General features: G+C 60.5%; 25 protein-coding genes. 21 read left to right on the top strand and 4 right to left on the bottom strand.

What is annotated here, in order from left to right; all coding sequences use genetic code 11:
* Positions 1-16: 16 nt before the first annotated feature.
* The gene (gene nrdR / locus WV31_RS11365) at positions 17-481 is read right to left on the bottom strand and encodes a transcriptional regulator NrdR (protein WP_068434278.1); all 465 of its coding nucleotides are present in this window, start codon (positions 479-481) and stop codon (positions 17-19) included.
* Between the two features lie 223 nt (positions 482-704).
* On the opposite strand from nrdR, the gene WV31_RS11360 reads away from it, so the two are divergent.
* From WV31_RS11360 to WV31_RS11330, 5 genes are all read left to right on the top strand, one after another.
* Positions 705-2,591: a diguanylate cyclase gene (locus tag WV31_RS11360; protein ID WP_237051264.1), complete on the top strand. Its 1,887-nt coding sequence runs from the start codon at positions 705-707 to the stop codon at positions 2,589-2,591.
* Positions 2,592-3,428: 837 nt separating this feature from the next.
* Positions 3,429-4,526: a sensor histidine kinase gene (locus tag WV31_RS11345; protein ID WP_085373670.1), complete on the top strand. Its 1,098-nt coding sequence runs from the start codon at positions 3,429-3,431 to the stop codon at positions 4,524-4,526.
* A 58-nt stretch (positions 4,527-4,584) separates the two neighbouring features.
* A complete protein-coding gene (locus tag WV31_RS11340) occupies positions 4,585-4,863 on the top strand; it encodes an HU family DNA-binding protein (protein WP_085373669.1) in 279 nt (92 codons plus the stop codon).
* Positions 4,853-5,266, top strand: a complete 414-nt coding sequence (locus WV31_RS11335) for a MucR family transcriptional regulator (RefSeq protein ID WP_085373668.1) — start codon at positions 4,853-4,855, stop codon at positions 5,264-5,266. Before WV31_RS11340 ends, WV31_RS11335 begins: the two co-directional genes overlap by 11 nt.
* A gap of 20 nt (positions 5,267-5,286) precedes the next feature.
* Positions 5,287-5,793 carry a helix-turn-helix domain-containing protein gene (locus WV31_RS11330; protein ID WP_237051263.1) on the top strand — a complete coding sequence of 169 codons (507 nt, stop codon included), beginning with the start codon at positions 5,287-5,289 and terminating at the stop codon, positions 5,791-5,793.
* Between the two features lie 163 nt (positions 5,794-5,956).
* Here WV31_RS11330 and WV31_RS11325 read toward each other — a convergent pair whose 3' ends face one another.
* Entirely contained in the window at positions 5,957-7,546 is a 1,590-nt protein-coding gene (locus WV31_RS11325) for a recombinase family protein (RefSeq protein ID WP_085373667.1), read from the bottom strand.
* A 108-nt stretch (positions 7,547-7,654) separates the two neighbouring features.
* Here WV31_RS11325 and WV31_RS11320 point away from each other — a divergent pair, with 108 nt between their 5' ends.
* The 9 genes from WV31_RS11320 (at position 7,655) to WV31_RS11280 (ending at position 14,319) form a co-directional block, all read left to right on the top strand.
* Positions 7,655-9,007 carry an IS1380 family transposase gene (locus WV31_RS11320; protein WP_085373666.1) on the top strand — a complete coding sequence of 451 codons (1,353 nt, stop codon included), beginning with the start codon at positions 7,655-7,657 and terminating at the stop codon, positions 9,005-9,007.
* Positions 9,008-9,299: 292 nt separating this feature from the next.
* The gene (locus tag WV31_RS11315) at positions 9,300-9,686 is read left to right on the top strand and encodes a response regulator (RefSeq protein WP_168185926.1); all 387 of its coding nucleotides are present in this window, start codon (positions 9,300-9,302) and stop codon (positions 9,684-9,686) included.
* A 55-nt stretch (positions 9,687-9,741) separates the two neighbouring features.
* Complete coding sequence (locus WV31_RS11310; RefSeq protein ID WP_085373664.1) at positions 9,742-10,230, top strand: bacteriohemerythrin; 489 nt, start codon at positions 9,742-9,744, stop codon at positions 10,228-10,230.
* 112 nt (positions 10,231-10,342) lie between these two features.
* Positions 10,343-11,695 carry an IS1380 family transposase gene (locus tag WV31_RS11305; protein ID WP_085373663.1) on the top strand — a complete coding sequence of 451 codons (1,353 nt, stop codon included), beginning with the start codon at positions 10,343-10,345 and terminating at the stop codon, positions 11,693-11,695.
* Positions 11,696-12,012: 317 nt separating this feature from the next.
* Positions 12,013-12,411, top strand: a complete 399-nt coding sequence (locus WV31_RS11300; RefSeq protein WP_068438682.1) for a flagellar basal body rod protein FlgB — start codon at positions 12,013-12,015, stop codon at positions 12,409-12,411.
* A gap of 11 nt (positions 12,412-12,422) precedes the next feature.
* Positions 12,423-12,833: a flagellar basal body rod protein FlgC gene (gene flgC / locus WV31_RS11295; RefSeq protein ID WP_068438685.1), complete on the top strand. Its 411-nt coding sequence runs from the start codon at positions 12,423-12,425 to the stop codon at positions 12,831-12,833.
* A 21-nt stretch (positions 12,834-12,854) separates the two neighbouring features.
* Complete coding sequence (locus tag WV31_RS21600; RefSeq protein WP_145980845.1) at positions 12,855-13,226, top strand: hypothetical protein; 372 nt, start codon at positions 12,855-12,857, stop codon at positions 13,224-13,226.
* A gap of 320 nt (positions 13,227-13,546) precedes the next feature.
* Positions 13,547-13,822 (top strand): flagellar biosynthetic protein FliQ, encoded by a 276-nt coding sequence (locus tag WV31_RS11285; RefSeq protein WP_068438691.1) that lies wholly within the window; start codon positions 13,547-13,549, stop codon positions 13,820-13,822.
* Complete coding sequence (locus WV31_RS11280; RefSeq protein WP_068438694.1) at positions 13,819-14,319, top strand: hypothetical protein; 501 nt, start codon at positions 13,819-13,821, stop codon at positions 14,317-14,319. The genes WV31_RS11285 and WV31_RS11280 overlap by 4 nt, the downstream gene beginning before the upstream one ends.
* Positions 14,320-14,376: 57 nt before the next feature.
* Here the strand turns inward: WV31_RS11280 and WV31_RS11275 are convergent, their stop codons facing one another.
* Positions 14,377-14,685, bottom strand: coding sequence for a hypothetical protein (locus WV31_RS11275; RefSeq protein WP_068438697.1), 309 nt, complete (start codon positions 14,683-14,685; stop codon positions 14,377-14,379).
* Between the two features lie 27 nt (positions 14,686-14,712).
* Positions 14,713-15,792 carry a class I SAM-dependent methyltransferase gene (locus WV31_RS11270; protein WP_168185925.1) on the bottom strand — a complete coding sequence of 360 codons (1,080 nt, stop codon included), beginning with the start codon at positions 15,790-15,792 and terminating at the stop codon, positions 14,713-14,715.
* A gap of 202 nt (positions 15,793-15,994) precedes the next feature.
* Here WV31_RS11270 and WV31_RS11265 point away from each other — a divergent pair, with 202 nt between their 5' ends.
* The 7 genes from WV31_RS11265 to WV31_RS11235 all read left to right on the top strand — a co-directional run bounded on the left by WV31_RS11265 (position 15,995) and on the right by WV31_RS11235 (position 24,630).
* Positions 15,995-17,263, top strand: coding sequence for a type II restriction endonuclease (locus tag WV31_RS11265; RefSeq protein ID WP_206072539.1), 1,269 nt, complete (start codon positions 15,995-15,997; stop codon positions 17,261-17,263).
* A 133-nt stretch (positions 17,264-17,396) separates the two neighbouring features.
* Positions 17,397-17,804, top strand: a complete 408-nt coding sequence (locus WV31_RS11260; RefSeq protein ID WP_145980844.1) for a hypothetical protein — start codon at positions 17,397-17,399, stop codon at positions 17,802-17,804.
* Positions 17,805-17,887: 83 nt separating this feature from the next.
* Positions 17,888-18,343 carry a hypothetical protein gene (locus WV31_RS11255; RefSeq protein ID WP_085373660.1) on the top strand — a complete coding sequence of 152 codons (456 nt, stop codon included), beginning with the start codon at positions 17,888-17,890 and terminating at the stop codon, positions 18,341-18,343.
* 66 nt (positions 18,344-18,409) lie between these two features.
* Positions 18,410-18,676: a hypothetical protein gene (locus tag WV31_RS11250; protein ID WP_085373659.1), complete on the top strand. Its 267-nt coding sequence runs from the start codon at positions 18,410-18,412 to the stop codon at positions 18,674-18,676.
* Complete coding sequence (locus WV31_RS11245) at positions 18,673-19,905, top strand: TolC family protein (protein WP_085373658.1); 1,233 nt, start codon at positions 18,673-18,675, stop codon at positions 19,903-19,905. Before WV31_RS11250 ends, WV31_RS11245 begins: the two co-directional genes overlap by 4 nt.
* Positions 19,902-21,482 carry an efflux RND transporter periplasmic adaptor subunit gene (locus WV31_RS11240; RefSeq protein WP_085373657.1) on the top strand — a complete coding sequence of 527 codons (1,581 nt, stop codon included), beginning with the start codon at positions 19,902-19,904 and terminating at the stop codon, positions 21,480-21,482. Before WV31_RS11245 ends, WV31_RS11240 begins: the two co-directional genes overlap by 4 nt.
* Positions 21,483-21,495: 13 nt before the next feature.
* The gene (locus tag WV31_RS11235) at positions 21,496-24,630 is read left to right on the top strand and encodes an efflux RND transporter permease subunit (RefSeq protein ID WP_085373656.1); all 3,135 of its coding nucleotides are present in this window, start codon (positions 21,496-21,498) and stop codon (positions 24,628-24,630) included.
* Positions 24,631-24,632: the final 2 nt, after the last annotated feature.

The raw sequence follows: 24,632 nt of genomic DNA, 5'->3' as shown, positions 1-24,632 counted from the left end.
TCTTCAATATGCCGCTTCAGTTATCACCGCTACTGCGTCCCATCTTTCCAAGGAAATCGCCAAAATCCTTGGCCTCACGGAAGTTCCGGTAGACCGAGGCGTACCGCAAATAGGCGACCTGATCGAGTTCCATCAGCACGTCCATCACCAGTTCACCGATGAGCTTGGACGGAACCTCGTTTTCCCCCAAGCTCTCAAGGCGGCGGTAGATGCCATTGGCAATCCGTTCGATCTGATCATCTTCGACAGGGCGTTTCCTCAGGGCGATCTGAAGCGACTTGACCACTTTCTCCCGGTCGAAGGTCGAGCGTGATCCGTCCTTTTTGACCACGACCAGATCACGGATTTGAACCCGTTCGAAGGTGGTGAACCGTGATCCACACCCTGGACAAGCTCTGCGGCGACGGATGGCCGCATTGTCGTCGGTCGGGCGTGAATCCTTCACCTGGGTATCGTCCTGGCCGCAAAATGGGCATCGCATTGGATCGCCTCCCCCCTGTCAATATCCAGACCAATCATTCAGGAAATGGCGACCGCCAGCAAGAATGGTGGCATGGGCAGTCGTGCATATCGGCATTGGATTTGCGACGACTTGTAACAACATGGGAACCCGGTGGCACTTAGGATTGACCCCACGGACATAGCTCAACCATACTTTTGATAGAACTTTTGATGGCGGAAATTGGAACCGGCTGATATCCGAAATGTCTGAAAATTGGGCCAGCCAGCAAGTTGAACATAGCGGCATCAGCGGCTTGCTGATGCTCGCCAGTTCTCCAGAATGCCGCCACATCATCCAGTCGATCATCGAGCACCTTCCGTGCGGCGTAACACTGTTCGATCAGAACCTGGAGATGGTTGCCTGCAATGGCTTGTTCAGACGGCTGTTGGATTTCCCTGACCAATTGTTTGAAGGCAGCCTGCCCTCCATGAAATCCCTGGCCATGTTCAACGCACGACGTGGTGAATACGGTCCAGGTGACCCAGAGGAACTCGCTGGGCAGGTTGTCCAGAGAGCAATGGCGATGAAGCCACACCAATTCGAGCGTGTTCGGCCTGATGGAACCATTCTGGAGATTTCAGGCCAGCCACTGCCGAGCGGCGGATTCATCACGCTGTACACGGACATCACTGAACGACGTGAAGCCGAGGAAACCCTTCGTGACAAGGAGGGGCTGCTGCGGCTGATTTTCGACAATTCCAGTGTGGCCATTTTCACCATCGATTCCAGTGGCCGGATTGGTGCGGCCAACCAACGGATGGCGGAAATGTTCATGATGCCATTGGAATCGCTGATTGGCATGGAATACGTCGATCTGGTCGATCCCGTAGAGCAGGAAACAGCCCGAAAGAACATGGCGGATCATCTGGTCCAGGATCGGGCCAACGTCAACTTGGAGCGGCATTATTGGCGGTCGAATGGTACCGCATTTTGGGGGCAACTGACGGCCCGTCATATGCCTGCTTATAGGGATGGTCGTGCCGGTCTGGTGTGCGTTGTTTCTGACATCACAGAACGCAAGATCGCGGAACAGCATCTGGCCGAACGTAGCCACGAACTCGAAGTTCTAAACCAGGAACTCTCCAAAACCGTTGCGGCCCTTGCTGCATCGAATGCCGAACTTGTTGCCGCCCGAGAAAAACTGGAGCACTTGGCCCGACATGACACTCTGACCGGGGCTTGGAGCCGCATCAGAATCGAAGAATCTGCCCAACAGGAAATGCTCCGAAATTCGCGATATGGTCACCCTGTTTCATTGATCTTTATCGATCTGGACCACTTCAAGAGGGTCAATGACGGCTATGGCCATGCTGTAGGCGATGAAGTTCTGAAGACATTTTGTGACATCGCCCAAAAGTGCATGCGTTCCACCGATCTGCTCGGTCGTTGGGGCGGTGAGGAATTCGTGATCGTCACCCCRAACAGTGGACTAATGATCGCAATCCTGCTTGCCGAACGAATCCGTAAGGCGGTTATGGCCTTCGATTTTCCTGGTGTTGGGCATGTTACCGCCAGCTTTGGTGTCGCCGAATACCGTGAAGATGAAACATGGGAATCTTGGCTATGCCGGTCTGATGCAGCCCTTTACGCGGCAAAGGAAGGTGGGAGGAACCGAGTCGTAACCGATGCCTGCGAGGCTGATGAAGCCGATGAGGCAGAGCTTCTCGATCTCTCGTTTCTACGTCTGGTCTGGAGGAGCACCTACGAGTCCGGCCATGCTTTGCTCGATACGCAGCACCGAAATCTATTCGAACACGCAAATAATTTGCTGACAGCGGTCATCGGAGAGCGACCAACCGATGAGGTGGCACCTCAGATCGAAGCACTTGTTGCGGACCTTCTGGATCATTTCCGGGATGAAGAAGCAGTTTTCCGCTCGATAGGATATTCCGGTGCTGATGAACATGCCCAAACCCACCAGGGTCTAATCGACCGTGCCGGGGAATTGGTGGCGATTTTCACATCCGGCGAACTGGCCTTGGGCGACCTGTTCAATTTTCTGGCCTATGACGTGGTGGCAAAGCACATGCTGTCCGAAGATCGAAAGTTCTTTGGGCACATCCAGGCAGTTCGCGACAYGGCGGTATAATTTCGGGCAGGCAGGTTGGGCGAACATGGCAATATTCGGACGAAAACCTCCCCCCATCCAAGTCGGTGACTTGTTCATGAAAGCCAACGATCCGACCAGAAAGGTGTGGGAGGTGTCACGGCTTTGGACGGCCGTTGATGGGGTTCCGCATGCCCGGATGGTGAACCGGCACGAGACACTAATGGTGTCGATTCGCACCCTGGAAGACCCGGAGTACTTTGTGGCTGTGCCTGTGATTCGGAACGAGCCGTAAAGCAGGTCGGCGGTGGAGAACTGGTGAGAACTCCACCGCCGGATCGTGCTGGATGGATCAGGTTTACGGGGGTGATCTATCCAGATGTGGCCGCATCGGGGGGATGCCACCAGAAAAGGTTATCGTATTCGGCTTATGCCATCAAGGCGGAGATGATGAACGTAAATCCGACCATGGACACTGCATCGRTTACTGTATCGGCAATCGGCATMACCGAAGTGAAGAATGCCGGKAAGCTACGTGCCTTGGCYGATGTTGAKGTCGTCTTTGATGGCATCGAGATGATCATCCAAGGAGTCAAGGTGAGGGCTGATGACAAAAGTACCGAGGTTTCCTTGCCAACATATCGGGCACCAGATGGCTCATGGAGGGCCGCAATWATTCTGCCTGATGARATCAAGGATGCCATTTCGGAYACGGTGATTGCTGCGGGATTGGAGGCAGGAATCCTCCGGGTGAAGGAGGAGTCCGTTGGGGATCGGTGCACAATGGAAGGTGCTAAATCTCCGGACCATTTTGCTTGAGGTTGATGAAAGATATAAATCTTTGGTAGCATTTGATGGGCGTGAAGGCGGAGGACGGCCATGATTGTTGCAAACACAGGCTGGCCTGATCTCGAACTCCTAAAAGCTGCCCCGATTCTGATCTGGCGTGCTGGTCTTGATGCCAAATGCAATTGGTTCAACCCCGCTTGGCTCGCCTATACCGGCAGAACAATGGAGCAGGAGATGGGGAATGGATGGGCGGAAGGCGTCCATCCCGATGATTTTGATCGCTGCTTGAAAATCTATCTTGATGCCTTCGCACTTCGTCAGCCGTTCGACATGGAATACCGCATCAAGCGGGCCTGCGGTGAATACGGTTGGATCGTAGATTACGGAATTCCTATTCAAAACCAGTCCGGCGAATTTCTCGGGTATGTCGGCTATTGTTTTGATGTCTCTGTCAGACGGGAGAGCGAAGAAAAACTGGGAACTGCCTGTAAGGATTTGGCGGCATCCAACGCCGAACTTGAGCAATTTGCTTACGTCGCATCCCATGATCTTCGAGAGCCGCTCCGTATGATCAGCAGCTATGTTGACCTGATTGAACGCCGCTACGGACATCACTTCGACGCCGATGGGCATGAATTTATTGGCTTCGTCCGCGACGGTGCCCGGCGAATGGATGCTATGGTTCTGGACCTGCTTGCATTCTCCAGAATTGATCGACAGGGAGAACCACTGATTCCGATGCGGATCGGTGATGCCATTTCCTATGCCTTGAAGAACCTTGGGACAGCCATTGCCGAGTGTGATGCACACGTGGTCGTCGATGTGGATACATCACTCATGGTGGTTGGGGACGGCCACCAGTTAGATCGGCTTTTCCAAAATCTAATTGGGAATGCCATCAAATATCGAACAGAGGGGATAAGACCCCACATCGCCGTCGCTGCTCGTCTCGATGATGGTAAGGCGGTCTTCTCTGTTCAAGATAATGGTATCGGGATCGCACCAGAATACTTCGACCGAATTTTTCTGCTTTTCAAGCGACTTCATACCCGAGAGATATACGAGGGAACAGGGATCGGTCTTTCTGTCTGCAAGAAGATTGTCGAGCGGCACGGGGGCGAGATTTGGGTCGAGCAATCACCTTCAGGCGGCTCGACTTTCCTGTTTACCTTGCCGACGCCTGAGTGAATCCGTTTGATAAATGATGGCTGTTAGTCAATCCGTTTTTGTTTGGTAGGGAGGGCACATGAACAAGTCCGAATTGGTCAACGCCGTCGCCGATAGTGCCAACATGACCAAGGCCGACGCGGGCAATGCTATTGACGCTGTTTTTGCAGCCATCACTACCGCCATGAAGTCCGGCGATGATGTGCGTCTGGTTGGCTTTGGAACTTTCTCGGTTTCTGCCCGTCCTGCACGTGAAGGCAGGAATCCGCAAACTGGCAAGACCCTCACCATCGCGGCCAGCAAGTCTGCCAAATTCACCGCCGGAAAGACCCTCAAGGACACCATCAATGGCCGATGACATCAAGGCTCTGACCACCAAGATTGTAGCCGCCTACCTGGGCAGCAACACCCTGGCGGTCACAGAAATTCCGAACCTGATCAAGTCCGTTTATTTGTCTTTGGCCGGTGCGGACGCCCCTGCTTCAGCACCGACTGAAAGCCAGAAGCCTGCCGTTTCAGTAAAGAAGTCTGTGACCCCAGGACATATCGTCTGTCTGGAATGCGGCAGTCGCCAAAAAATGCTGAAGAGGCACCTCTTGACCAGCCATGGGCTGACGCCGGACGAGTACCGGGTCAACTGGAACTTGCCCACTGACTATCCCATGGTCGCCCCGGAATATGCTGCTCGTAGGTCTGAGTTTGCCAAGGCTATTGGACTGGGGCATTCACGGACGAATCGGAAGCCCAAATCAGCCACCTGATGAACGGGGAAGGAATCGCCATGCCGCCACGTAAGAGTGCCAAACCCGCAACCGCCCCCGAGCCTGCCAAGGTCGCCAAGAAGGCTGGTCGGTCCACCAGAGGTCGCTTGGACGACGGCAGTGCCAATCCCATTGATGTTCATGTTGGTGCCCGCATTCGGCTTCGTCGGACCCTGCTTGGCATGAGCCAGGAGAAGCTTGGTGAATGCCTTGGGCTGACCTTCCAGCAGGTCCAGAAATACGAACGTGGGGCCAATCGGGTCGGAGCATCCAGGCTGTTCGATCTGTCCCGCGTGCTCGACGTTAGGGTGGGATATTTTTTCGAAGAAATCTCTTCGACTGCCCAGGCAGCATCACCGGTCGAGGTGATCCGGGGCAACGTCACCAAGTCAGTTGAAATCCCCGACGATGATCCGATGGCACGGCGGGAAACCCTGGAATTGGTACGTGCCTATTTCAGCATCAATGACCCCAAGGTCCGGGATCAGGTTCTGTCGATGGCGAAGGCTTTGGGTGGTTCCAAATAGCACCTTGTATGAACAAGGCGATGCTTAGGTGTTGTGATTAGCGTTGTGCCAGTTGTGGTCGCGAGATTGACTCACGTGGAACTCACGTGGAGCGTAAAATATAGAAAATAACAATAATATCAATATAGTACAATGTATTCTCAACGGTTTCCTAAACCGTAGGTCAGGGGTTCGAATCCCTTCCGGGACGCCAACGCGGAACAAAAGTGGGCACCGCAGGCAAATTTTCGCCAACGGTACCATTAACCCCGCCGGCTAGGGCGGGCGTCGGGCCGCAGATGATGATTTCGTCGTCGGCGACGATCACTTCATCGACAAAAAGAGCAAGCCAGCTTTTCCGCAGCTGGATGTTGCCCTCACTTAGATGGCCTCGCAGCAGTCGTGTGAACCGCTCAATCCGCTCTCCAGTGATCTTGGGGGTGGTATTGACAAGAACTCGAACAGCTTCGAAATCCTGCTTGGTTTCATCCCGGCGCAACTTGGCCTGGGTCAGGCGCTCTTTAGCCTGGGGGTCATCCAGGTCAAAGACCCCTTTCTCGATAGCAGTATAGAGGCGGTCGATGGTGGCCTGGGCCTCGCTGAATGCCCTACGCAAATCCTCTAGCTTGATCTGCCGCTGAGAATCGCGTGTAGCACCATCTTCGATCAGCCCCTCGAGGACCGCCCTAACGTGTTCAGGGTCGAGCACCCTCCGACTGAATTCCCCCAATACAAGGTTATCAAGGGCATCCATCCGCACTGTCCGACCTTGGCAAGCCGACTTGCCCATACGAGCGGCCGTACCGCATGTGTAGTAGCGGTAGCGACCTCCTTTTCCGGTCCGCAGCATCATTCCGCCTCCACAGGCGGCACATCGTGCGATGCCGGTCAACAGCGTCGGACCATTCACAACGCGGGGAGCGACCTTTTTCGGCGATCGAGCCGTGAGGTTGGATTGAACCCTCTGGAAGTCAGCAGGGTCAATGATCACAGGCACGGCCATTGCGACCCATTCAGACGGCGGCTTGGCCTCACGTTCTCGGCAATTGGTCCGATTGAAATGGTGGGTGCCTGAATAAGTTTCACTACGCAATATTCGGTGAACGTAGCCGGTGTGGAAGCGCTTGCCACGATGGCGAATGCCCCGGTCGTTCAGGTGGCAAGAGATGCTCTTGACACCTTCACCCTTCAGCGCCAATTCAAATATCATCCGAACAATCGGTGACTCGTCCGGATCAATCTCAAGGCGCTTCTTCTCCCGTACGCCGTGATTGCCAGCATGAACGGTTTGGTAGCCAAAGGGTGCCTTTGAGCCATTCCAGTAGCCATTTTCAGCATTTTGCTTCATGGCGCGCAGGGTGTGTTTCGCGTTTTCTCGTGAAGAATATTCATCGAAGGCCGACAAGATCAGACGCACCATGTCGCCCATGGAATCATTGCCAAGCGGCTGGCTAAGCGATACCAGCTCGACTTTAGCCTTACGCAAAGATCGCACGCGCAGGCCGAGGCTGACCGCATCTCGCATGAATCGGGAGAAGCTGTGGACGAGGACAATATCGACGGGGTGTTCCCTATTGGTGACCCAGTCCATCATCTCGAGGAAGATGGGCCTTTGTTCGTCCATCGCCGAATCGCCGGGCTCAGTAAATTCCCGCACAAGGCTCCATCCCCTTSWGATGCAATAAGCCTGCGCTTGACGCATCTGGTCCGGGATCGACAAATTGGCATCTGCTTGATTCGTCGTCGAAACACGATAATAGGCTGCGACCTTCATGGTTGAATCCTCAGCCCGGATTTCCCAGATGGCGCTGCGATTACGTGACGGCGGCTGCCAAATCTGATATAGAAATCAAGGTGGTACCGACGACCTGAGGGGCTGTTTATGGAGATGGCGGCGGGTGAAACGGAATCTGGCGATCTGCGGGTCGCTTTTGACCGCCGCCTCAAGCTGGAGTTCCACGGCTCGAAGGTGACATCGGACGCCGGGCTGCTCGCCTTCCGGGAACTGGACGACGCCCTAGGCCTGACCGAGATGGCCGGACAGGTTCTGGCCGACATCAGGACCGGCAAGAACAACCGCCACACCCTGACCGCCCAGTTCCGTCAGTCGGTGTTCGGCCGCCTCGCCGGGTACGAGGATGTCAACGATGCCGACCGCCTCGGCCATGATCCGGCGATGCGCTGGATCGTCGGCGGCAGGGCTGTGACCAAGGAGGCCGCGTCCACCAGCCAGATGGGGCGGTTCGAGACCGGGGTGCTGACCGGCAAGCCGAACCTCGCTGCTCTGACTGACTTGTCAGGGAAATGGATCGACGCGGTTCATGCCCGCCGTCCCACCAACGTCGTGGTGCTGGACATGGACAGCAGCGTCAGCCCGACCCATGGTGAGCAGGAAGGCACCGCCTACAACGGCCATTTCGGCTGCACCTGCTACCATCCGCTGTTCGTGTTCAACCAGTTTGGCGACCTTGAACGCAGCGCCCTTCGATCCGGCAACGTCCACAGCGCCGATGACTGGCGCTCGGTGCTGGAACCGGTGGTGGGGCGGTATCGGGACAGAACCAAGCGGCGGTTCTTCCGGGGCGATGCGGCTTTCGCCCTGCCCGACCTGTACGACTATTTGGAGGCCGAGGGCTACAAGTACACCATCCGCCTCAAGGCCAACAAGGTCCTTCAGAGCCACATCGCCCACCTGCTCAAGCGCCCGGTCGGTCGTCCTCCGAAATACGTCCAGCGGTTCTACGCCAGCTTCAGCTATCAGGCCAAGTCATGGAGCCGGAAGCGCCGCGTGGTCGCCAAGGTCGAATGGCATCCCGGCGAACTGTATCCACGGGTCGGCTTCATTGTCACCAACCTGACCCGACCCGCAGCCCGCGTGACCGCCTTCTACAACCAGCGTGGCACGGCGGAGCAGTACATCAAGGAGGGCAAGAACGCGGTGAAGTGGACCCGGCTGTCTTGCCGGACGATGAAGGCCAACGCGGTGCGGCTTCAGCTTCACGCCCTGGCCTACAACCTCTCCAACTTCCTGCGCACCCTGGCCCTGCCGGAAGAGTTGGAAAGCTGGTCGCTCACCACCATCCGCGAAAAGGTGGTGAAGATCGGAGCCAAGGTCATCGGCCACGCCCGCTACGCCGTCTTCCAGATGGCCGAGGTAGCGGTGCCGCGAGACCTGTTCCGCCGTATCCTCGACATGATCGACGATCTTCGACCACGAGAGCCAGCGCCATGTTGATAGCTGGGAGCGTCGGCAAGAGGCGGATGGCAGGCGAAGTGCGTCCGTCACGCAACAAAACAGGCTGGAATCACGACGCAGGAGACCTCAAAGCCGGTCGGGGCGGCGTTCATGTTGCGATGGCGGCCTCCATCGCGCCATTCCGCCTTCCGGTTGGGCCGGAATCTGGCTATTCTGGCGTCAATCAGGGGTGGATGGACCGCCCATATGGGAAATGTCGGTTTAGAGTTTGTGCGAATCAATGACCACAGAGCGGGCATTTTTGGCTCCCGCAATTTTTCGAGGGCGGCAGATGAATAAGGTAAAGACTGCGGTGATTGTTGACGACAATCCGCCCACACGCACTTTGATTTTCGAGGTCCTTAAAGGCATCGGCATCAAGGATATCGTCCAGGCAATCAATGGCGAAGATGCGATTGCCAAGATCCGTGAGACGTCTCCGCACTTAGTCATTATGGACTGGAAGATGGACGTGATGGACGGGCTTGAATGCACTCAACGCATTCGCTCAGGGATTGATGGCATTGATCAAAAAATTCCAATCGTCCTACTAACTGGGATGGTGGGCACAGATGCTGAAAAAAACGCATACGAGGCAGGCGTGGACTTGTTCCTAGAAAAGCCTTTTTCGATCAAAAAACTTCATTCTGGAATAGTAAAAATTCTTGGGCCAGCTTGACCGAAAACAGGTCGCATGAATTTCTATTTGTTTTCTGATCTTCAAGGTGGTGCATATGACTGAAGGCACTGAAAAGGAAGCTACACCCACTGGGTGGTCCCCAGACTTTTCTGTTGGAGTGGACATCATTGACGAGGACCATCAAGCCTTCTTTAGACTGGCCGAACTGCTCCGCGATGTTATTGAAGGTCCAGAGGAAGGGAATGATTACTTGATCGAAACGGCGATTAACGTACTTGAAGAATACGTAGAAGGCCATTTCCTACGTGAAGAGATGGCAATGGCCGCCGTGAACTACCCCTTTTTGGGCGAGCATCTTGCTGCGCATGAAGCTTTTGCCGCGAAAGCACATCAAATCGCACAAGATTACAGAGGTGGAAATAAGGATATTGCAGGAACATTAAGTGGCCTCGTCGAGCGATGGATCGTGGGGCATATTCAAACAATTGACAAGCAATACTGTGGGTATCTGACAAACGACAATGTAGATAGTCGGCCATTAATTTATCTGTCTGATGAAGATGGCAATGAACTTGAAGTGTAGCTTTTCTACATGCTAAAGCCCGGATTTCCCAGATGGCGCTGCGATTACGTGACGGCGGCTGCCAAATCTGATATAGAAATCAAGGCTGTACGGACGATCTGAGGGGCTGTTTATGGAGATGGCGGCGGGTGAAACGGAATCTGGCGATCTGCGGGTCGCTTTTGACCGCCGCCTCAAGCTGGAGTTCCACGGCTCGAAGGTGACATCGGACGCCGGGCTGCTCGCCTTCCGGGATCTGGACGACGCCCTCGGCCTGACCGAGATGGCCGGGCAGGTGCTGGCCGACAACAGGACCGGCAAGAACAACCGTCACACCCTGACGGCGCAGTTTCGGCAATCGGTGTTCGGCCGCCTCGCCGGGTACGAGGATGTCAACGATGCCGACCGCCTCGGCCATGATCCGGCGATGCGCTGGATCGTCGGCGGCAGGGCTGTGACCAAGGAGGCCGCGTCCACCAGCCAGATGGGGCGGTTCGAGACCGGGGTGCTGACCGGCAAGCCGAACCTCGCTGCTCTGACTGACTTGTCAGGGAAATGGATCGACGCGGTTCATGCCCGCCGTCCCACCAACGTCGTGGTGCTGGACATGGACAGCAGCGTCAGCCCGACCCATGGTGAGCAGGAAGGCACCGCCTACAACGGCCATTTCGGCTGCACCTGCTACCATCCGCTGTTCGTGTTCAACCAGTTTGGCGACCTTGAACGCAGCGCCCTTCGATCCGGCAACGTCCACAGCGCCGATGACTGGCGCTCGGTGCTGGAACCTGTGGTGACGCGGTATCGTGACAAGACCAAGCGGCGGTTCTTCCGGGGCGATGCGGCTTTCGCCTTGCCCGACCTGTACGACTATTTGGAGGCCGAGGGCTACAAGTACACCATCCGCCTCAAGGCCAACACGGTCCTTCAGAGCCACATCGCCCACCTGCTCAAGCGCCCGGTCGGTCGTCCTCCGAAATACGTCCAGCGGTTCTACGCCAGCTTCAGCTATCAGGCCAAGTCATGGAGCCGGAAGCGCCGCGTGGTCGCCAAGGTCGAATGGCATCCCGGCGAACTGTATCCACGGGTCGGCTTCATTGTCACTAACCTTACCCGACCCGCAGCCCGCGTGACCGCCTTCTACAACCAGCGTGGCACGGCGGAGCAGTACATCAAGGAGGGCAAGAACGCGGTGAAGTGGACCCGGCTGTCTTGCCGGACGATGAAGGCCAACGCGGTGCGGCTTCAGCTTCACGCCCTGGCCTACAACCTCTCCAACTTCCTGCGCACCCTGGCCTTGCCGGAAGAGTTGGAAAGCTGGTCGCTCACCACCATCCGCGAAAAGGTGGTGAAGATCGGAGCCAAGGTCATCGGCCACGCCCGCTACGCCGTCTTCCAGATGGCCGAGGTAGCGGTGCCGCGAGACCTGTTCCGCCGTATCCTCGACATGATCGACGATCTTCGACCACGAGAGCCAGCGCCATGTTGATAGCTGGGAGCGTCGGCAAGAGGCGGATGACAGGCGAAGTGTGCCCGCGCCATCGCAAAACAAGCTGGGATCACGCCAGCGGAGCCGACCCTGGCGGTCGAGGTGGCGATTTTGCTGCTGCGGCGGCTATCGCCGCGCCATTCCGCCTTCCGGTTGGGCCGGAATTTGGCTATTCTGGCGTCAATCAGGGGTGGATGGATCGCCCATATGGGAAATGTCGGTTTACATAGCGATGCTGTGATGGATGCTCCCAAGGGAGGGAGATCGCCATGAAAACGACCGTCACTGAAACGCCAAAGGGTTGGGAGGGCTAAGACATGCTCGACCAGCTCACGATCTTCAAGATGGCTCGGGCGCGCATGGACTGGGCCGCCCAACGACAGGAGGTGCTGGCCGGGAACGTGGCCAACGCCAACACCCCGCGCTATCTGCCCAAGGACGTCAAGAAATTCGACTTCAAGGACATGCTGGCCGAGGTCCAGGCGCCACCGCTCGCCACCACCCAGCCCCAGCATATCGCCGCTCCGGCCAGTAATTCCCTTGTCGTCGAAACCATGCGCAAGCCCTTCGAGAGCACCCCGAACGGCAACGGCGTGATTCTGGAAGAGCAGATGGCGAAGATCAACGACACCAAGGGCGCCCACAATATGGCCGCCGACATCTATCAGAAGAACCTGAAGATGATGCGCCTGGCGCTCGGTCGTACAGGCGTCTGAGGAGAATGGTCATGGACCCCTTGATGAACAGTTCGAAGATCGCCCAGTCCGGTCTGAAGGTTCAGACGCAGCGGCTGCGGGTGATTTCCGAGAACCTCGCCAATGCCGATTCCCTGGCCCAGACCCCCGAGGGACTGCCCTACCAACGCAAGACGGTGACCTTCAAGAACGAACTCGACCGCGAGATGGGAACCAAGCTGGTCAAGGTGGACAAGGTCCGCCCCGATAGCGCCGAATTCCAGCGGCGCTACGATCCCAAGCATCCCGCCGCCGACCGCGACGGCTATGTGCTGGCCCCCAACGTCAACCCGCTGATCGAAATGATGGACATGCGCGAGGCGCAGCGCAGCTACGAGGCCAATCTCCAGGTGATCCAGACCTCTCGGGCGATGATGGACCGGACCATGGACCTGCTCAAATAGGCCGAACCAGAGGAGGCTCACATGGCGGCATCACGGCTCATTCCCGCCCTGGCGGTCGCCTTACTGGCGCTGCCATTCTCCCTGGGAACGGTCCATGCCGGAGAGGTTACCGAGGCCGAAGCCTGCCAGACCCAACTTGACGAACTCGGTGCCAACCTGCGGGGCGCCCCCATGGGAGCAATCGGCCGGCCCGGACAGCCCCCGGTCAAGCTCGACAACGGGAAGTGGTATCCGGTCTCCGAGATCGACTCGATCCGGCAGGAGTTGCATCGCGCGGCGAGGCTGTGCCGGGAAGGAAAAACCCACGAAGGCCTCAACGAGTTGAATCTGGTTCGGCGGCATTTCGACCTTGCCGCCCTGCCTCATCCAGAAAGCCATGGGGTCCAGAAGTAGACCCAGGCCTCTCCAGCATGGAATGCCTGCCGCATCATACGCCGGTTTGTTGGTGCTTGGGCGCTACGATCAAGATGTAAGCCTGTAATGAGGCGCCGGAACAGCTTCTGATCGTGGCGCGATTTCAGTGGGCGCTATAGATTTGAATATTTTTGATAATAAATTACCAGGTTGATGCCTCCAAGTTGTTTTATGTGTCGCCGTTGTTTACAAAACCTTACCATAAAGCCAGCGCATATACTTACAAATAATCTACAATAACCGCTGACGATAAGGCCGAGCACAACATGGGCCTGAATTATCTTCTGTGGTGACATATTATGACTGAGGCGGAGCTGATTGACCTGGCAAGAGAAAGCATGATCGTTTTCATAAAGATGTCCGCCCCTGCTTTGATTATAGGGTTAGCCGTTGGCTTGCTTATCTCTCTAATCCAGACGCTGACCCAAATCATGGAGCAGACAATCACTTTTGTGCCGAAATTTATTGCGACCGGGGCCGCGATCCTAATCTTTGGATCATTCATGCTCCAGGAGCTTATCAATTTCACTCGCCAACTCATGGACCGCATAATTAGCGGCGGGGTGTCCCCATGATGATCTGGGGCCGGCTCGTGGCTTTGGTCGTCTGCACCATCCTGCTGCCATGGCCGACATCGGCGCGAGAACAGGTCTCCAGCCCTATCGGGGAGCAGCCTGCCGCACCGCCACGGGAACGTCTGGCCAGCACCCGTGCCCTGCCACTGTCGCATCTGCTGGGGCTGTGCGGCGAGGTCAAGAGACTTCTAATTCTCGACAGCGAACTGGGCAAGCGCCCCCTGTCCCCCGAGGATATCTACGTAGTCAACAATGCCGCTAAATGTTTGGCGGCTACTGCGGCTATCTTCGAGACCATCCGGGTGATGGCCCCCATGTATCAGGAGCACCAGGTCTGCATGCCCTCCGGGGTTAAAGACGAGAAATTGCTGGCAGGTCTACTGGAATGGCTGGAGGTTCTCGACCGCGAGGGCGTCGATGATATCTTCCGCCTCAGCGCGCCACGGGCCTTCATCCTTTATATCCGCAAAACCTATCCCTGCGAGGCGGAGGAATAGCGCAGTTCACCTTGGGCATGGCGTAGGATTTGGAGTGAACAAGCCGCTAGGGAGCTTCTATCTTGGCTGAGGTGATGGTTGAGTCGGCAATCGGATTTGCTGGAAGATCATCCGGCGGCAATCGGCGATCTCGACCACGACGGCGTCGTCCCGAGAATAGTCCGCGTCAAGCAATGCGACCGGATGGGCCGTCGCCAGGACGTTGGAGACATCCATGAAAAGACCGGGGGCGGCGGCCTCGTCGACCGTCGTCACCCACTCCAGACATTGCCCCCGCCATCCTCGGGAAAAGCCCAGTTGGGCGAGGGCGATTGCCGTCATTACCGATCTGGAGGTTCGGCCGAAGCGAACGGTGATCCGCAGCATACCGGCCTCCTCCAGCACGACCACCGCTCACCGCCGATGTGTGCTGGTCGAACTGACGACCTTCTTGTAGAGCTTTTGGTTGGGCGCCATGGGGAACGGGAAGGAGGCGTCAACCGGTTGGAGCCCATGGCGGCGCAGCAGATCGTCCTCCTTGCCAGCGAACACCACGTTGCGGCGCAGGTGGGACGGATAGGGGTAATGACCGAACGAGGCGGAGAAGAACAGCAACCCGTCCTTCTTCAGCAGGGCCGCCATGGTCGCCACCGCCTTCTCGACGTCGAAAATGTGCTCCATCACCTCGGTGCAGACGCCGAAGTCGAAGCTTTCCTTGAATGGATGGGGAAGGCTAGACATGGCAGCGTCTAGTTCCAGGTACTCGACGTTGGTGACGCCCATCCGCCGGTCTTTCCAGCGGGCAAAGTCCAGCATTTTGCTGGAGAAATCGACCAGCAGGCAGCGCCCCGTGCCGGTGGTGGCCATCAGGGTGGTCATCAGGCCGGAATTGCCGCCGAAGTCGAAAGCCGCCTTCGGTTTGATATGGGTGACCGCCCAGAACGGCAGGGCCTGAAGCGCCAGTTGCAGATTATCCGAGATCAATTTCCGGAAAGTACAGCCCACCGGGAAAGGCAGGCTGTCATAGAAACTCTTCAGGGCCTCCACCGAAAGATCGTCCTCGTCGGCCGCCAGATTCTTCCAGCCGGTGTCGAAAATTTCACCGGTCTGGGCCGCCAGCGCCATCATCTCGGCCGGGGTCGATTTGGCGTAGATGGCGTAGAGCTGCCAGATCAGATCGGGAATGGGGGTTCCCTGCGGTGCTCCGACCGCGACAAGCAGTCTGGGATAGATCGCCTCGCGGATCTTGATGGCGACCTTCTCCACCTGGACCGTCTGTTCGATCAGCGCCAACATCTGTTGTGCGGCGCCAAAATTCAGCTTCCGGTACTGGTCCTGAAAGTGGATGCATCCCCGGGACAGATCTTCCGGGTTGAGGATCGACATCCTGCCGTCATTGCGGTTGATTACCGCCGCATGGCGTACATAGGCTTCACTAGCATTTGGGGCGGCCAAGCCCGTAAAGATCAGGTCGATGACATCCGCTTGCGCCACGTATTCCCCCCTTGGCATTCGGAAACCATGCCCGACCATACGGATTTCGGGAGGGTCGGTGGTGTAATGAAGTGTAAATATTACCTCTATCCACGGTTACAAAACTTTACATTCCCCCTTCCCGGTCCAAGGGGCGCGGGCTTGTTGCAAATGCGATGAATGCTTGCATCATAGGGGCGGGGAAAATGCTGGAGATCTGGCGGTGGATCCTATCCGTGAATTGCTGACGCGCTGGCGCGACGATCCCGGCGGCACTTATCGCCTGTGGTTCCTGTGGGAGGAGCGGCTGAAGAACTTCCACTCGATCCGCCGGGGCGTCGCCCAGGTGGTGGCGGAGATTGAGACCGGCACCTTCGGCAACGTCTACAAGGGGTCGTCGCTGGAAACGGCGGTGGGTGCCATCGCCGAGCAGCGGCAGATCTTCAAGGGGGCGGATCATGCCTTCCTGTGGAAGCCGAAGCTGCGGATTCCCGACATCTATGAGAACAGGGACAACCAGCTGGCCTTCGCCCGCTGCCTTGCCGCTTGCGCCTGCTGCAGCGGCGAGGATGCGGTGATCGCCGCCATCCGCAGGCTCGATTCCCAGGCCATCAAGGGATTGGGGCCGACGGTGGCCAATCTGCTCTACTTCCATCACCCGACCATCACCCCACCGTTCAACACCGCCATCGTCAACGGCTACAACGCCCTGACCGGAGCCAAGGTCAAGCTGGGACGGTGGGGGGAATACCTTGCCATGCGGGCCGGAATCCTGGCGCTCAACGCCAAGTACCGGGATCTGCTATCCAACGACCTCGGTGCCATCGCCGGTTTCCTGTTCGATATCGGAAGTGGCCGCTATCCTCCGCCACCCTTGGCCGACGATGAGACCGCCCGCAAGGCCTGGGAGAACGATCTGGCTCAGGTTCGCGCGGAAGGGGCTAAGTCCGAAAAGATCCTGGCCGCCGCCCGCCAGAGCGATCTCACCCACACCGAGGTGCAGGCGTGGCTGCGCGACCTCGGACGGTCGCTCGGCTTCGACGTCTGGATCGCCTCCAACGACCGCAACCGGGCCTTCGCCGCTGGACGCTTGTCAGACGGCTGCCTTGCCGTGCTGCCACCGGCCATCGACCAAGCCCCAGGTGCCGACGCCATCCGCTTGATCGACGTGCTGTGGCTGGAGCGCGGAGTATCCAAAGTGGTCGGTGCCTTCGAGGTCGAGCACACCACCTCCATCTACTCCGGCATCGTCCGCCTGCTCGATCTTGCCCTCGGAAGCGATCTGCATTCCCCCAACGGGCTGTTCCTGGTTGCCCCCGACGACCGCGAGGGCGAGGTTCGCACCCAATTGGCCCGCCCGGCCTTCAGCCGTATCGGCGACCTCCAGGTCCGCTTCCTACCCTACGGCGAGTTGAAGGCAAACCGCGAAGCCATGGCCCGCTTTGGCCAAGGCATGAAGGCCGTCGAGGCGGTGTCGCGGGTGCTGGTGTGATAGGTATAGGTGAACGGAAGAAAGGCTTCCTTCAACCCGCTGCGATTAAAAAGCGTTCATTTGCCGGCCCGTTTCCAGCATGCTATCCACCCCAATGGTGATAGCTGAAAGGATCGCCTCGGTGTCCCGTTTGATGTCCACCCTTCCGGTTCGGAAGCTGGCTGCTCTGCTCAGCCTGCTGATGATCCTGCTTGGGGGGCCGACGGGCGGGGCATTCGCTTTGTGCCTTGGCGGCGATGGGCATCTGGCCATCGAGGCCGCTCAAGCCCGGCATCACGATCGCGGATCGACGGATGGCCTTTCTGCCGAGCATCATCTGACGGCGGCGATCGATTGCGTCGATATCCCCCTGGTCCAGTCCGCTCCGCCGATCATCAAGCAGCAGACCGTCCTCGGTTCGGACATGGCTCTGCCCGTCTCGCTGGCTCCCTGGGCTCTTTCCCCCAAGAAGCAGCAGACCATTGTCGCCGCCTTTCCCACGGAAGGGCCGTCGCTTGACCCGCGCTTGGCCTCCCACCGCTCGGTGGTTCTGCTGAACTGAGTTTTCTCCGGTAACCGAACGTCTTTGCGCGTCTGCCCTGGGGCGGATGCGTTCGTCCTGCGTTTGATTCCGGAGAATTCTCCATGCGTGCCAATGCTCTGATCATCGTGCTGTTTGCCGTGGCGCTGTCGGGTTGCGCCTCCACCCCAACTGTCCCTCTGACCCAACGTCTGGAGGGCAAGACACCTGACGATCGTCAGGAAATTCTCCGTCGCGCGTGCCTCACGGAGGCCGATTGGGACCTTGACCAGACCGCCGCGCGGATGCCGGCCAATGCTCAACACCGCTACCGCGATTCGAACACCACCCGCGAGACCAGCCATTTGCGGGCTCTGTGCCGTGAAATGGCCGATCTACCAGCCATCAAAGGGCGCTCCCCCATCGAGACCAAGAGGCGGGCAGATCTGGCCGAGAAGTGCCGCCGGGAAACCGACGACCATCTTGATCTCCGTAGAAAGGAGAGCGCCGCCCACATGGCTCGGGTGCAGGAAATCTGCGAAGCCATGACCGGGTTCGATCTTCCCACCCAGGCGGACTGAAACCTTCCGGCCGGCATCTGTGTGCCGGCCGGTCAGTCGCCCTATTCCCCAAGAGGAGACCACGTCATGTCCCGTTCCATCACCATCGCCGCCCTGGCCGCCCTGCTGCTCGCCGCCCCCGCCTGGGCGCAATCGTCCAAGGGCACGTCCTGCGACCAGTTGCCCGAGATCAAGCAGGCCTTCAAGCGCTTCGACGGCAAGCCCGCCGACCGCGACCGCGCCAAGTGGCAGATCGAGACCGCCGAGAAGCTGTGCAAGGAGGGCAAGGCCGACGAGGCCAAGGGCTATATCGACGTGGCCCACGGCCTGGTTCTCAAGGACCACAAGCATTGAGGCCGCTCTTCCATCCCGTCCTGGCGGCGGCCTTGGTCCTGGCTTTTCCGGCCTGGGCCGAGATCGGCCGCCTGGACGAGCAGACCGCCATCGCCGCCGCCCAGGGGCGCGACGATCTGCGCAACGCCACGGAAGGCGCCATCGACGCCTCCAGGGCAGAGGAGGATGAGGCCGGGCTGTGGCCCAATCCCACCTTCGAGTACGAGCGCGACCGCACCAAGGGGGCCGGAGGCGCCACGGTACAGGACACCTACCGGCTGTCCCAGCCGGTGGACGTCTCCGGGCGGCGCGGCCTGCGCCAGGATGCCGCCGGACGGCGGGTGGATGCCACCCAGGCCGAGGCCCGCCAGCGCACCCGCGAGGCAGGGGGCGAGGCCCGCAAGCTGTTCTACGCCGTCGTGATGCGCCAGCAGGCCAAGGCGGCGGCGGAACACTGGGCCGGTCGCCTCGCCGAGGCGGAAGCCGTGCTGACAAAGCTGAGGAGCGGCCGCGAGGTATCGGGCTATGACGCCCGCCGCTTGACCCGCGAACGGGTGGCCGCCGATGCCAAGGTCCGGGCCCTGAACGCCGACCTGTCGGACTCGTGGGAACGCCTGCGCGCCCTGATGGGGTGGCCCCCCGGCATCGCCATGCCCCGGATCGAGGGAGCTTTGTTGCCGCCGCCATCGCTCGGCCTCGACGACCTGATGTCGCGCCTGGAAGACCGTCCCGACCTGCGGGCGCTGCGGGCCAGAGTCGCCGCTTCCGACCTGGATCGCCGGGCCGCCGACCGGGGCTGGATACCCGACCTCACCCTGGGGGCAGGACTGAAGCAGGTGGAGCAGCCGGATCGCAGCGACCAGGGCGTCCTGCTGACCGTCTCGGCCCCGTTGCCGCTGTTCGACCGGGGCCAGGCCGCCAGCCGCAAGGCCGCCGCCCAGTCCCGCGCCACCGCCGCCGATCTGGCGCTGGCCCGCGCCAAGGCCGAGGGTGAAATCCGTGGCCTGTGGCGCCGAACGGCTGAGTTGCGGGAGACGGCGCTGAAATTCCGCGAAAGCTCGCTGCCGGCGTCACGCGACCTGTCGCGCATCGCCGAGGGCGCCTACCGGGCGGGCGAGATGAACGTGCTGGAACTGCTCGATGCCCACAAATCCCTGCTGGAAGCCGAAACCACCGCCATCGAGCTGGAGTTCGGCGCCCGCGAGGCTCACACCGACCTGACGCTCGCCACCGGAGAGACCACGCCATGAGAAAGCTGATCATCGCCCTGGCTGCTGGAACCGCCCTGGGGGGAGCAGGAATCTACGCCACCATGGTCCCCCGGCACGCCGTCAAGTCAGCCCATGCCGAGGAAGGGCATGCCCACGGGGGCGAGCATGCCCATGCCGAGGAACGTGTCTCGTCCACCACGTTTTCCGCCGCCACGGAACTGTTCATGGAATATCCAGTCCCGGTGGCGGGAGAGGCCGGCGATTTCGTCCTACACCTGACCCGGCTGGCCAGCCACAAGCCTGTGGCCGAGGGCGAGGCAGTGATCCGTCTTTCAGGCGGCGGGCAGCCGGACGAGAGCTTTCCCGCCCTCATGGACAAGCCAGGCATCTTCCGCGCTCTGGTCATTCCCAAGGAATCGGGAATGCGACGCTTGAGCGTCGTCTTGCGCACCCAGGACGTGGTCGATGGGCACGATCTGGGTGAGATCACCGTGCATGCCGATGATGCCGCCGCCAAGACCGCCATGGATGAGGCCGATCATGCCGAGAAGACGGGACGGATCGCCGTTACCAAGGAGGTCCAGTGGAAGATCGACTTCGCCACCGCCGAGGTGCGTCCGCGCCTGATCCGGGATTCGGTGGCGGCCAGCGGGACCATTCGGGCGCGGGCCTCGGACGAGGCGATCGTTGCGGCGCCGGGCGCCGGGATGCTGACCCCGTCTCCTGACTTCCCACGCATAGGGCAACAGGTGGAGAAGGGGCAGATTCTGGCTTGGCTGGTGCCGCAATTGGGCGGCGAGACCGATTCCGCCACCCTGGAACTGGGAAGCCGCAAGGCCCGCCTCGCCCTCGATCTGGCGACGCAGGATCGCCAGCGCCTGGAAGGGCTGCTGAAGATGGAGGCCATCCCCGAGCGCCGGGTGATCGAGGCCCGCAACCAAGAGGCCGCCGCGCGGGCCGACCTGGACGCTGCCGCCCGCCGTGCTGCCCCCTACCAGGGAGCCAAGGGTGGCATCGCGCTGCGTGCTCCGGTTTCCGGCCGTCTCGCGGCGGTCAATACCCAGCCGGGTGCCACCATCGGCCAGGGCCAGCCCCTGTTCCATATCGCCGGTCTGTCCAAGCTGTGGCTGGAGGCCCAGATTCCCGAAGCCCAGATCGGGCGGGTCCGTGATCCCCTGGGAGCGTGGTTCACCGCCGACGGCTACGAGGGCGCCACCCTCATCGAGCAGGGGAAGAACGGCCGCCTGATCGCGCTCGGCGGCGTGGTGGACAAGGACAGCCGCACCGTTCCGGCGCTGTTCGAATTCGACAATCCCGAGGAACGGTTCCGCATCGGCGCCTATGCCCAGGTCCGGGTGTTCACCGGCGCGGCCGAGGAAAGCCCCGCCGTTCCGGCCTCGGCACTCCTCGACGACAACGGCCAGCCGGTGGTGTTCGTCCAGACCGGCGGCGAGTCCTTCGAGCGCCGCCCGGTGGTGCCCGGCCTGCGCGACGGCGATTTCGTGGCCATCCGCGACGGCATCGCGCCGGGCGAGCGGGTGGTGGCCAGGGGCGCCTATCAGGTGAAGCTGGCGGCGGCGGCTCCGGCCACCCTGTCCCACGGCCACGCGCACTGAGGAAAGCTCTCCCATGATCAGCTACATCATCCAGTGGTCGCTGCGCTCGCGGCTGTTCGTCCTGGCCGCCGCCGCCCTGCTGCTGGGCTGGGGGACATACGAGACCCTGCGAATGCCGGTGGACGTGTTCCCCGACCTGACCGCCCCTTCGGTCACCGTCGCCACCGAGGCCCACGGCATGGCCCCCACCGAGGTGGAACGGCTGGTGACCTTTCCCATCGAGACGGCGCTGAACGGCGCGCCGGGGGTCCGCCGGGTGCGTTCCAGCACCACCGTCGGCCTGTCCACCGTGATCGTCGAATTCGACTGGGGCACCGACGTGCTGATGGCGCGCCAAGTCGTCGCCGAGAAGCTGCAACTGGCCCGCGCCGCGCTGCCGCCCGACGTGGCCGCTCCGGTCATGGCGCCCGCCGCCTCGGTGATGGGCGAGATCATGTTCATCGCGCTGCGTTCCGACAGCCACGACGGCATGGCGGTGAAGGCTGCCGCCGACTGGGTGGTGCGCAAGCGCATCCTGGCGGTTCCCGGCGTCGCCGAGGTGCTGCCCATCGGCGGCGACGAGCGCCAGTATCAGGTCACCATCCGTCTCGACCGGCTGGCGGCCTATGGCGTCACGGTGGACGAAGTGCTGACCGCATTGAAGGAGAGCAACCAGAATGCTCCGGCCGGCTTTTACGCCGAGGGCGGGCAGGAATTCCTGATCCAGGGCGTGGGGCGCATCAATTCGCTGGACGATATCGGCGTCACGGCGGTAGGACGCAGGGGCGGCGTTCCGGTGCTGATCCGCGATGTGGCCGAGGTGGCGGCCGGCCCCGGCATCCGGCGCGGCATCGGCTCCAACAACGGCCGCGCGGCCGTGGTATTGGGCATCCAGAAGCAGCCCGGCGCCAATACCCTGGAACTGACCCGGCGTCTCGATTCCGTGTTCGCCGATCTCCGCAAGACCCTGCCCGAGGGCATGGTGCTGGCCACCGATATCTTCCGCCAGGCTGATTTCATCACCGTCTCGGTGCGCAATCTGGTGGATGCGCTCAGAGACGGCGCCATCCTGGTGGTGGCCATCGTCTTCGCCTTTCTGATGAGCGGGCGGGCGACCCTGATCACGCTCACCGCCCTGCCGCTGTCCCTGGTGGCGGCCATCCTGGCCATGAAGGCCATGGGCGCTTCCATCAACACCATGACCCTGGGCGGCCTCGCCATCGCCCTGGGCGCCCTGGTGGACGACGCCATCATCGTGGTGGAGAACATCGTGCGGCGCCTGGGCGGCAACCGGCGCCTGGCCCCCGACCGGCAGCAATCGCCGATCCATGTGGTCTTCGAGGCCACGCGGGAAATCCAGGGCTCCATCGTCTTCGCCACCCTGATCATCATGCTGGTGTTTCTGCCGCTGTTCTTTCTCACCGGCGTGGAAGGGCGGCTGATGGTTCCCCTCGGCCTCGCCTACGTCATCTCGCTGGCCGCATCCCTGTTCGTCGCCATCACGGTGACGCCGGTGATGGCCTCGCTGCTGCTCACCCGCCATAAGGAGGGCGAGGCCGGGCACGAGCCCGCCCTGATTCGCTGGCTGCTGGTCCGCTACGACCGGGTGCTGGCCGCCACGCTCACCCGCTGGAAGGCGGTGGCCTGGGGCTCCGGCATTGCATTGACGCTCAGCATGGCGGCCCTGGGGCTGGCGGGCCGGGCTTTCCTGCCGGATTTCAACGAGGGCACCCTGACCATTTCGGCTTCGACGCTGCCGGGAACCTCGCTGGAGGAATCGGCCAATCTCGGCCAATTGGTCGAAGACGCCCTGCTGCGCCAGCCCGAGGTGACGGCGACGGCGCGGCGCACCGGCCGCTCGCCGCTCGACCCCCACGCGCTCGGCATCCACGAATCCGAGATCGAGGTCAGCCTGGCCATGAAGGAGCGGAGCAAGGAGGACTTCCTCGACGCGCTGCGCCGTGACTTCGCCCAGATTCCCGGCATGAACATCATCGTCGGCCAGCCCATCTCGCACCGCATCGACCATATGCTGTCGGGCAGCCGCGCCAATATCGCCATCAAGATATTCGGCACCGACCTCTACGACCTGCGCCGGGTGGCGGCCCAGGTGAAGGCGGCGGTGGAGAAGGTTCCCGGCGCCGTTGACGTCTCGGCGGAACAGCAGACCGACATCCCCTTCCTGACGGTCAAGTTCAACCGCACCGCCATCGCGCGGCACGGCCTGACGCTCCGTCAGGTGGCCGATTCCATCGAGACGGCCTTTGCCGGAACCACCGTGTCCAAGATCATGGAGGGCCAGGCCACCTATGATCTGGTGGTGCGTTACGATCCTTCCGTGCGCGGCAGCATGGAGGCGATCCGCGAAACCCTGATCACCACCTCGTCCGGCGCCCGCCTGCCGTTGATCGCCCTGGCCGACATCACCAAGGACCGGGGGCCGAACAGCGTCAGCCGCGAGAACGTCCAGCGCAAGATCGTGGTGACCGCCAACGTGGCGGGACGCGATCTCGGCGGCGTGGTCGAGGAGATGCGGGCCAAGGTGGAGGCCGAGGTCAAGCTGCCCCAGGGCTATCACGTCGAATTCGGCGGCCAATTCGAGAGCGCCGCCGAGGCCACCCGTACCCTGGGCCTGCTGAGCCTGGTGGTGGTGGTGGGCATCTTCCTGCTGCTGTTCCTGGCCTTCCGTTCGGTCAAGGACGCCCTGCTGGTCATGCTCAACCTGCCGCTCGCCCTGATCGGCGGCGTGGCCGGCATGTACCTGACCGGCGGCGTGATGACGGTGGCCAGCCTGATCGGGCTGATCACCCTGTTCGGCATCGCGACGCGCAACGGCGTGATGATGATCGCCCATGTCCACCATCTGGCCGAACGCGAGGGGGTGAGCGACCCCGCCGAGGCGGTCGCGCGCGGCGCCCGCGAGCGTCTGGTGCCCATCCTGATGACCGCCCTGGCCGCCGGCCTGGCCCTGATCCCACTGGCCCTGTCCGGTGGGCAGCCCGGCAGCGAGATCCAGGCCCCCATGGCGGTGGTGATCCTGTGCGGGCTGGTGTCGTCCACCATCCTCAACATGGTGGTGGTGCCGGCGCTTTACCTGCGCTTCGGCTCTATCCGCCGGGAAATCCTGCGCCATGACACGGTTCGTCGCCGTGCCACGGACATGGCCTGAGG

This window comes from Magnetospirillum sp. ME-1, assembly GCF_002105535.1.
Classification (GTDB): domain Bacteria; phylum Pseudomonadota; class Alphaproteobacteria; order Rhodospirillales; family Magnetospirillaceae; genus Phaeospirillum.
Note: the sequence above shows the minus strand (reverse complement) of the source record. Positions and strands in the feature narration are given on the sequence as shown.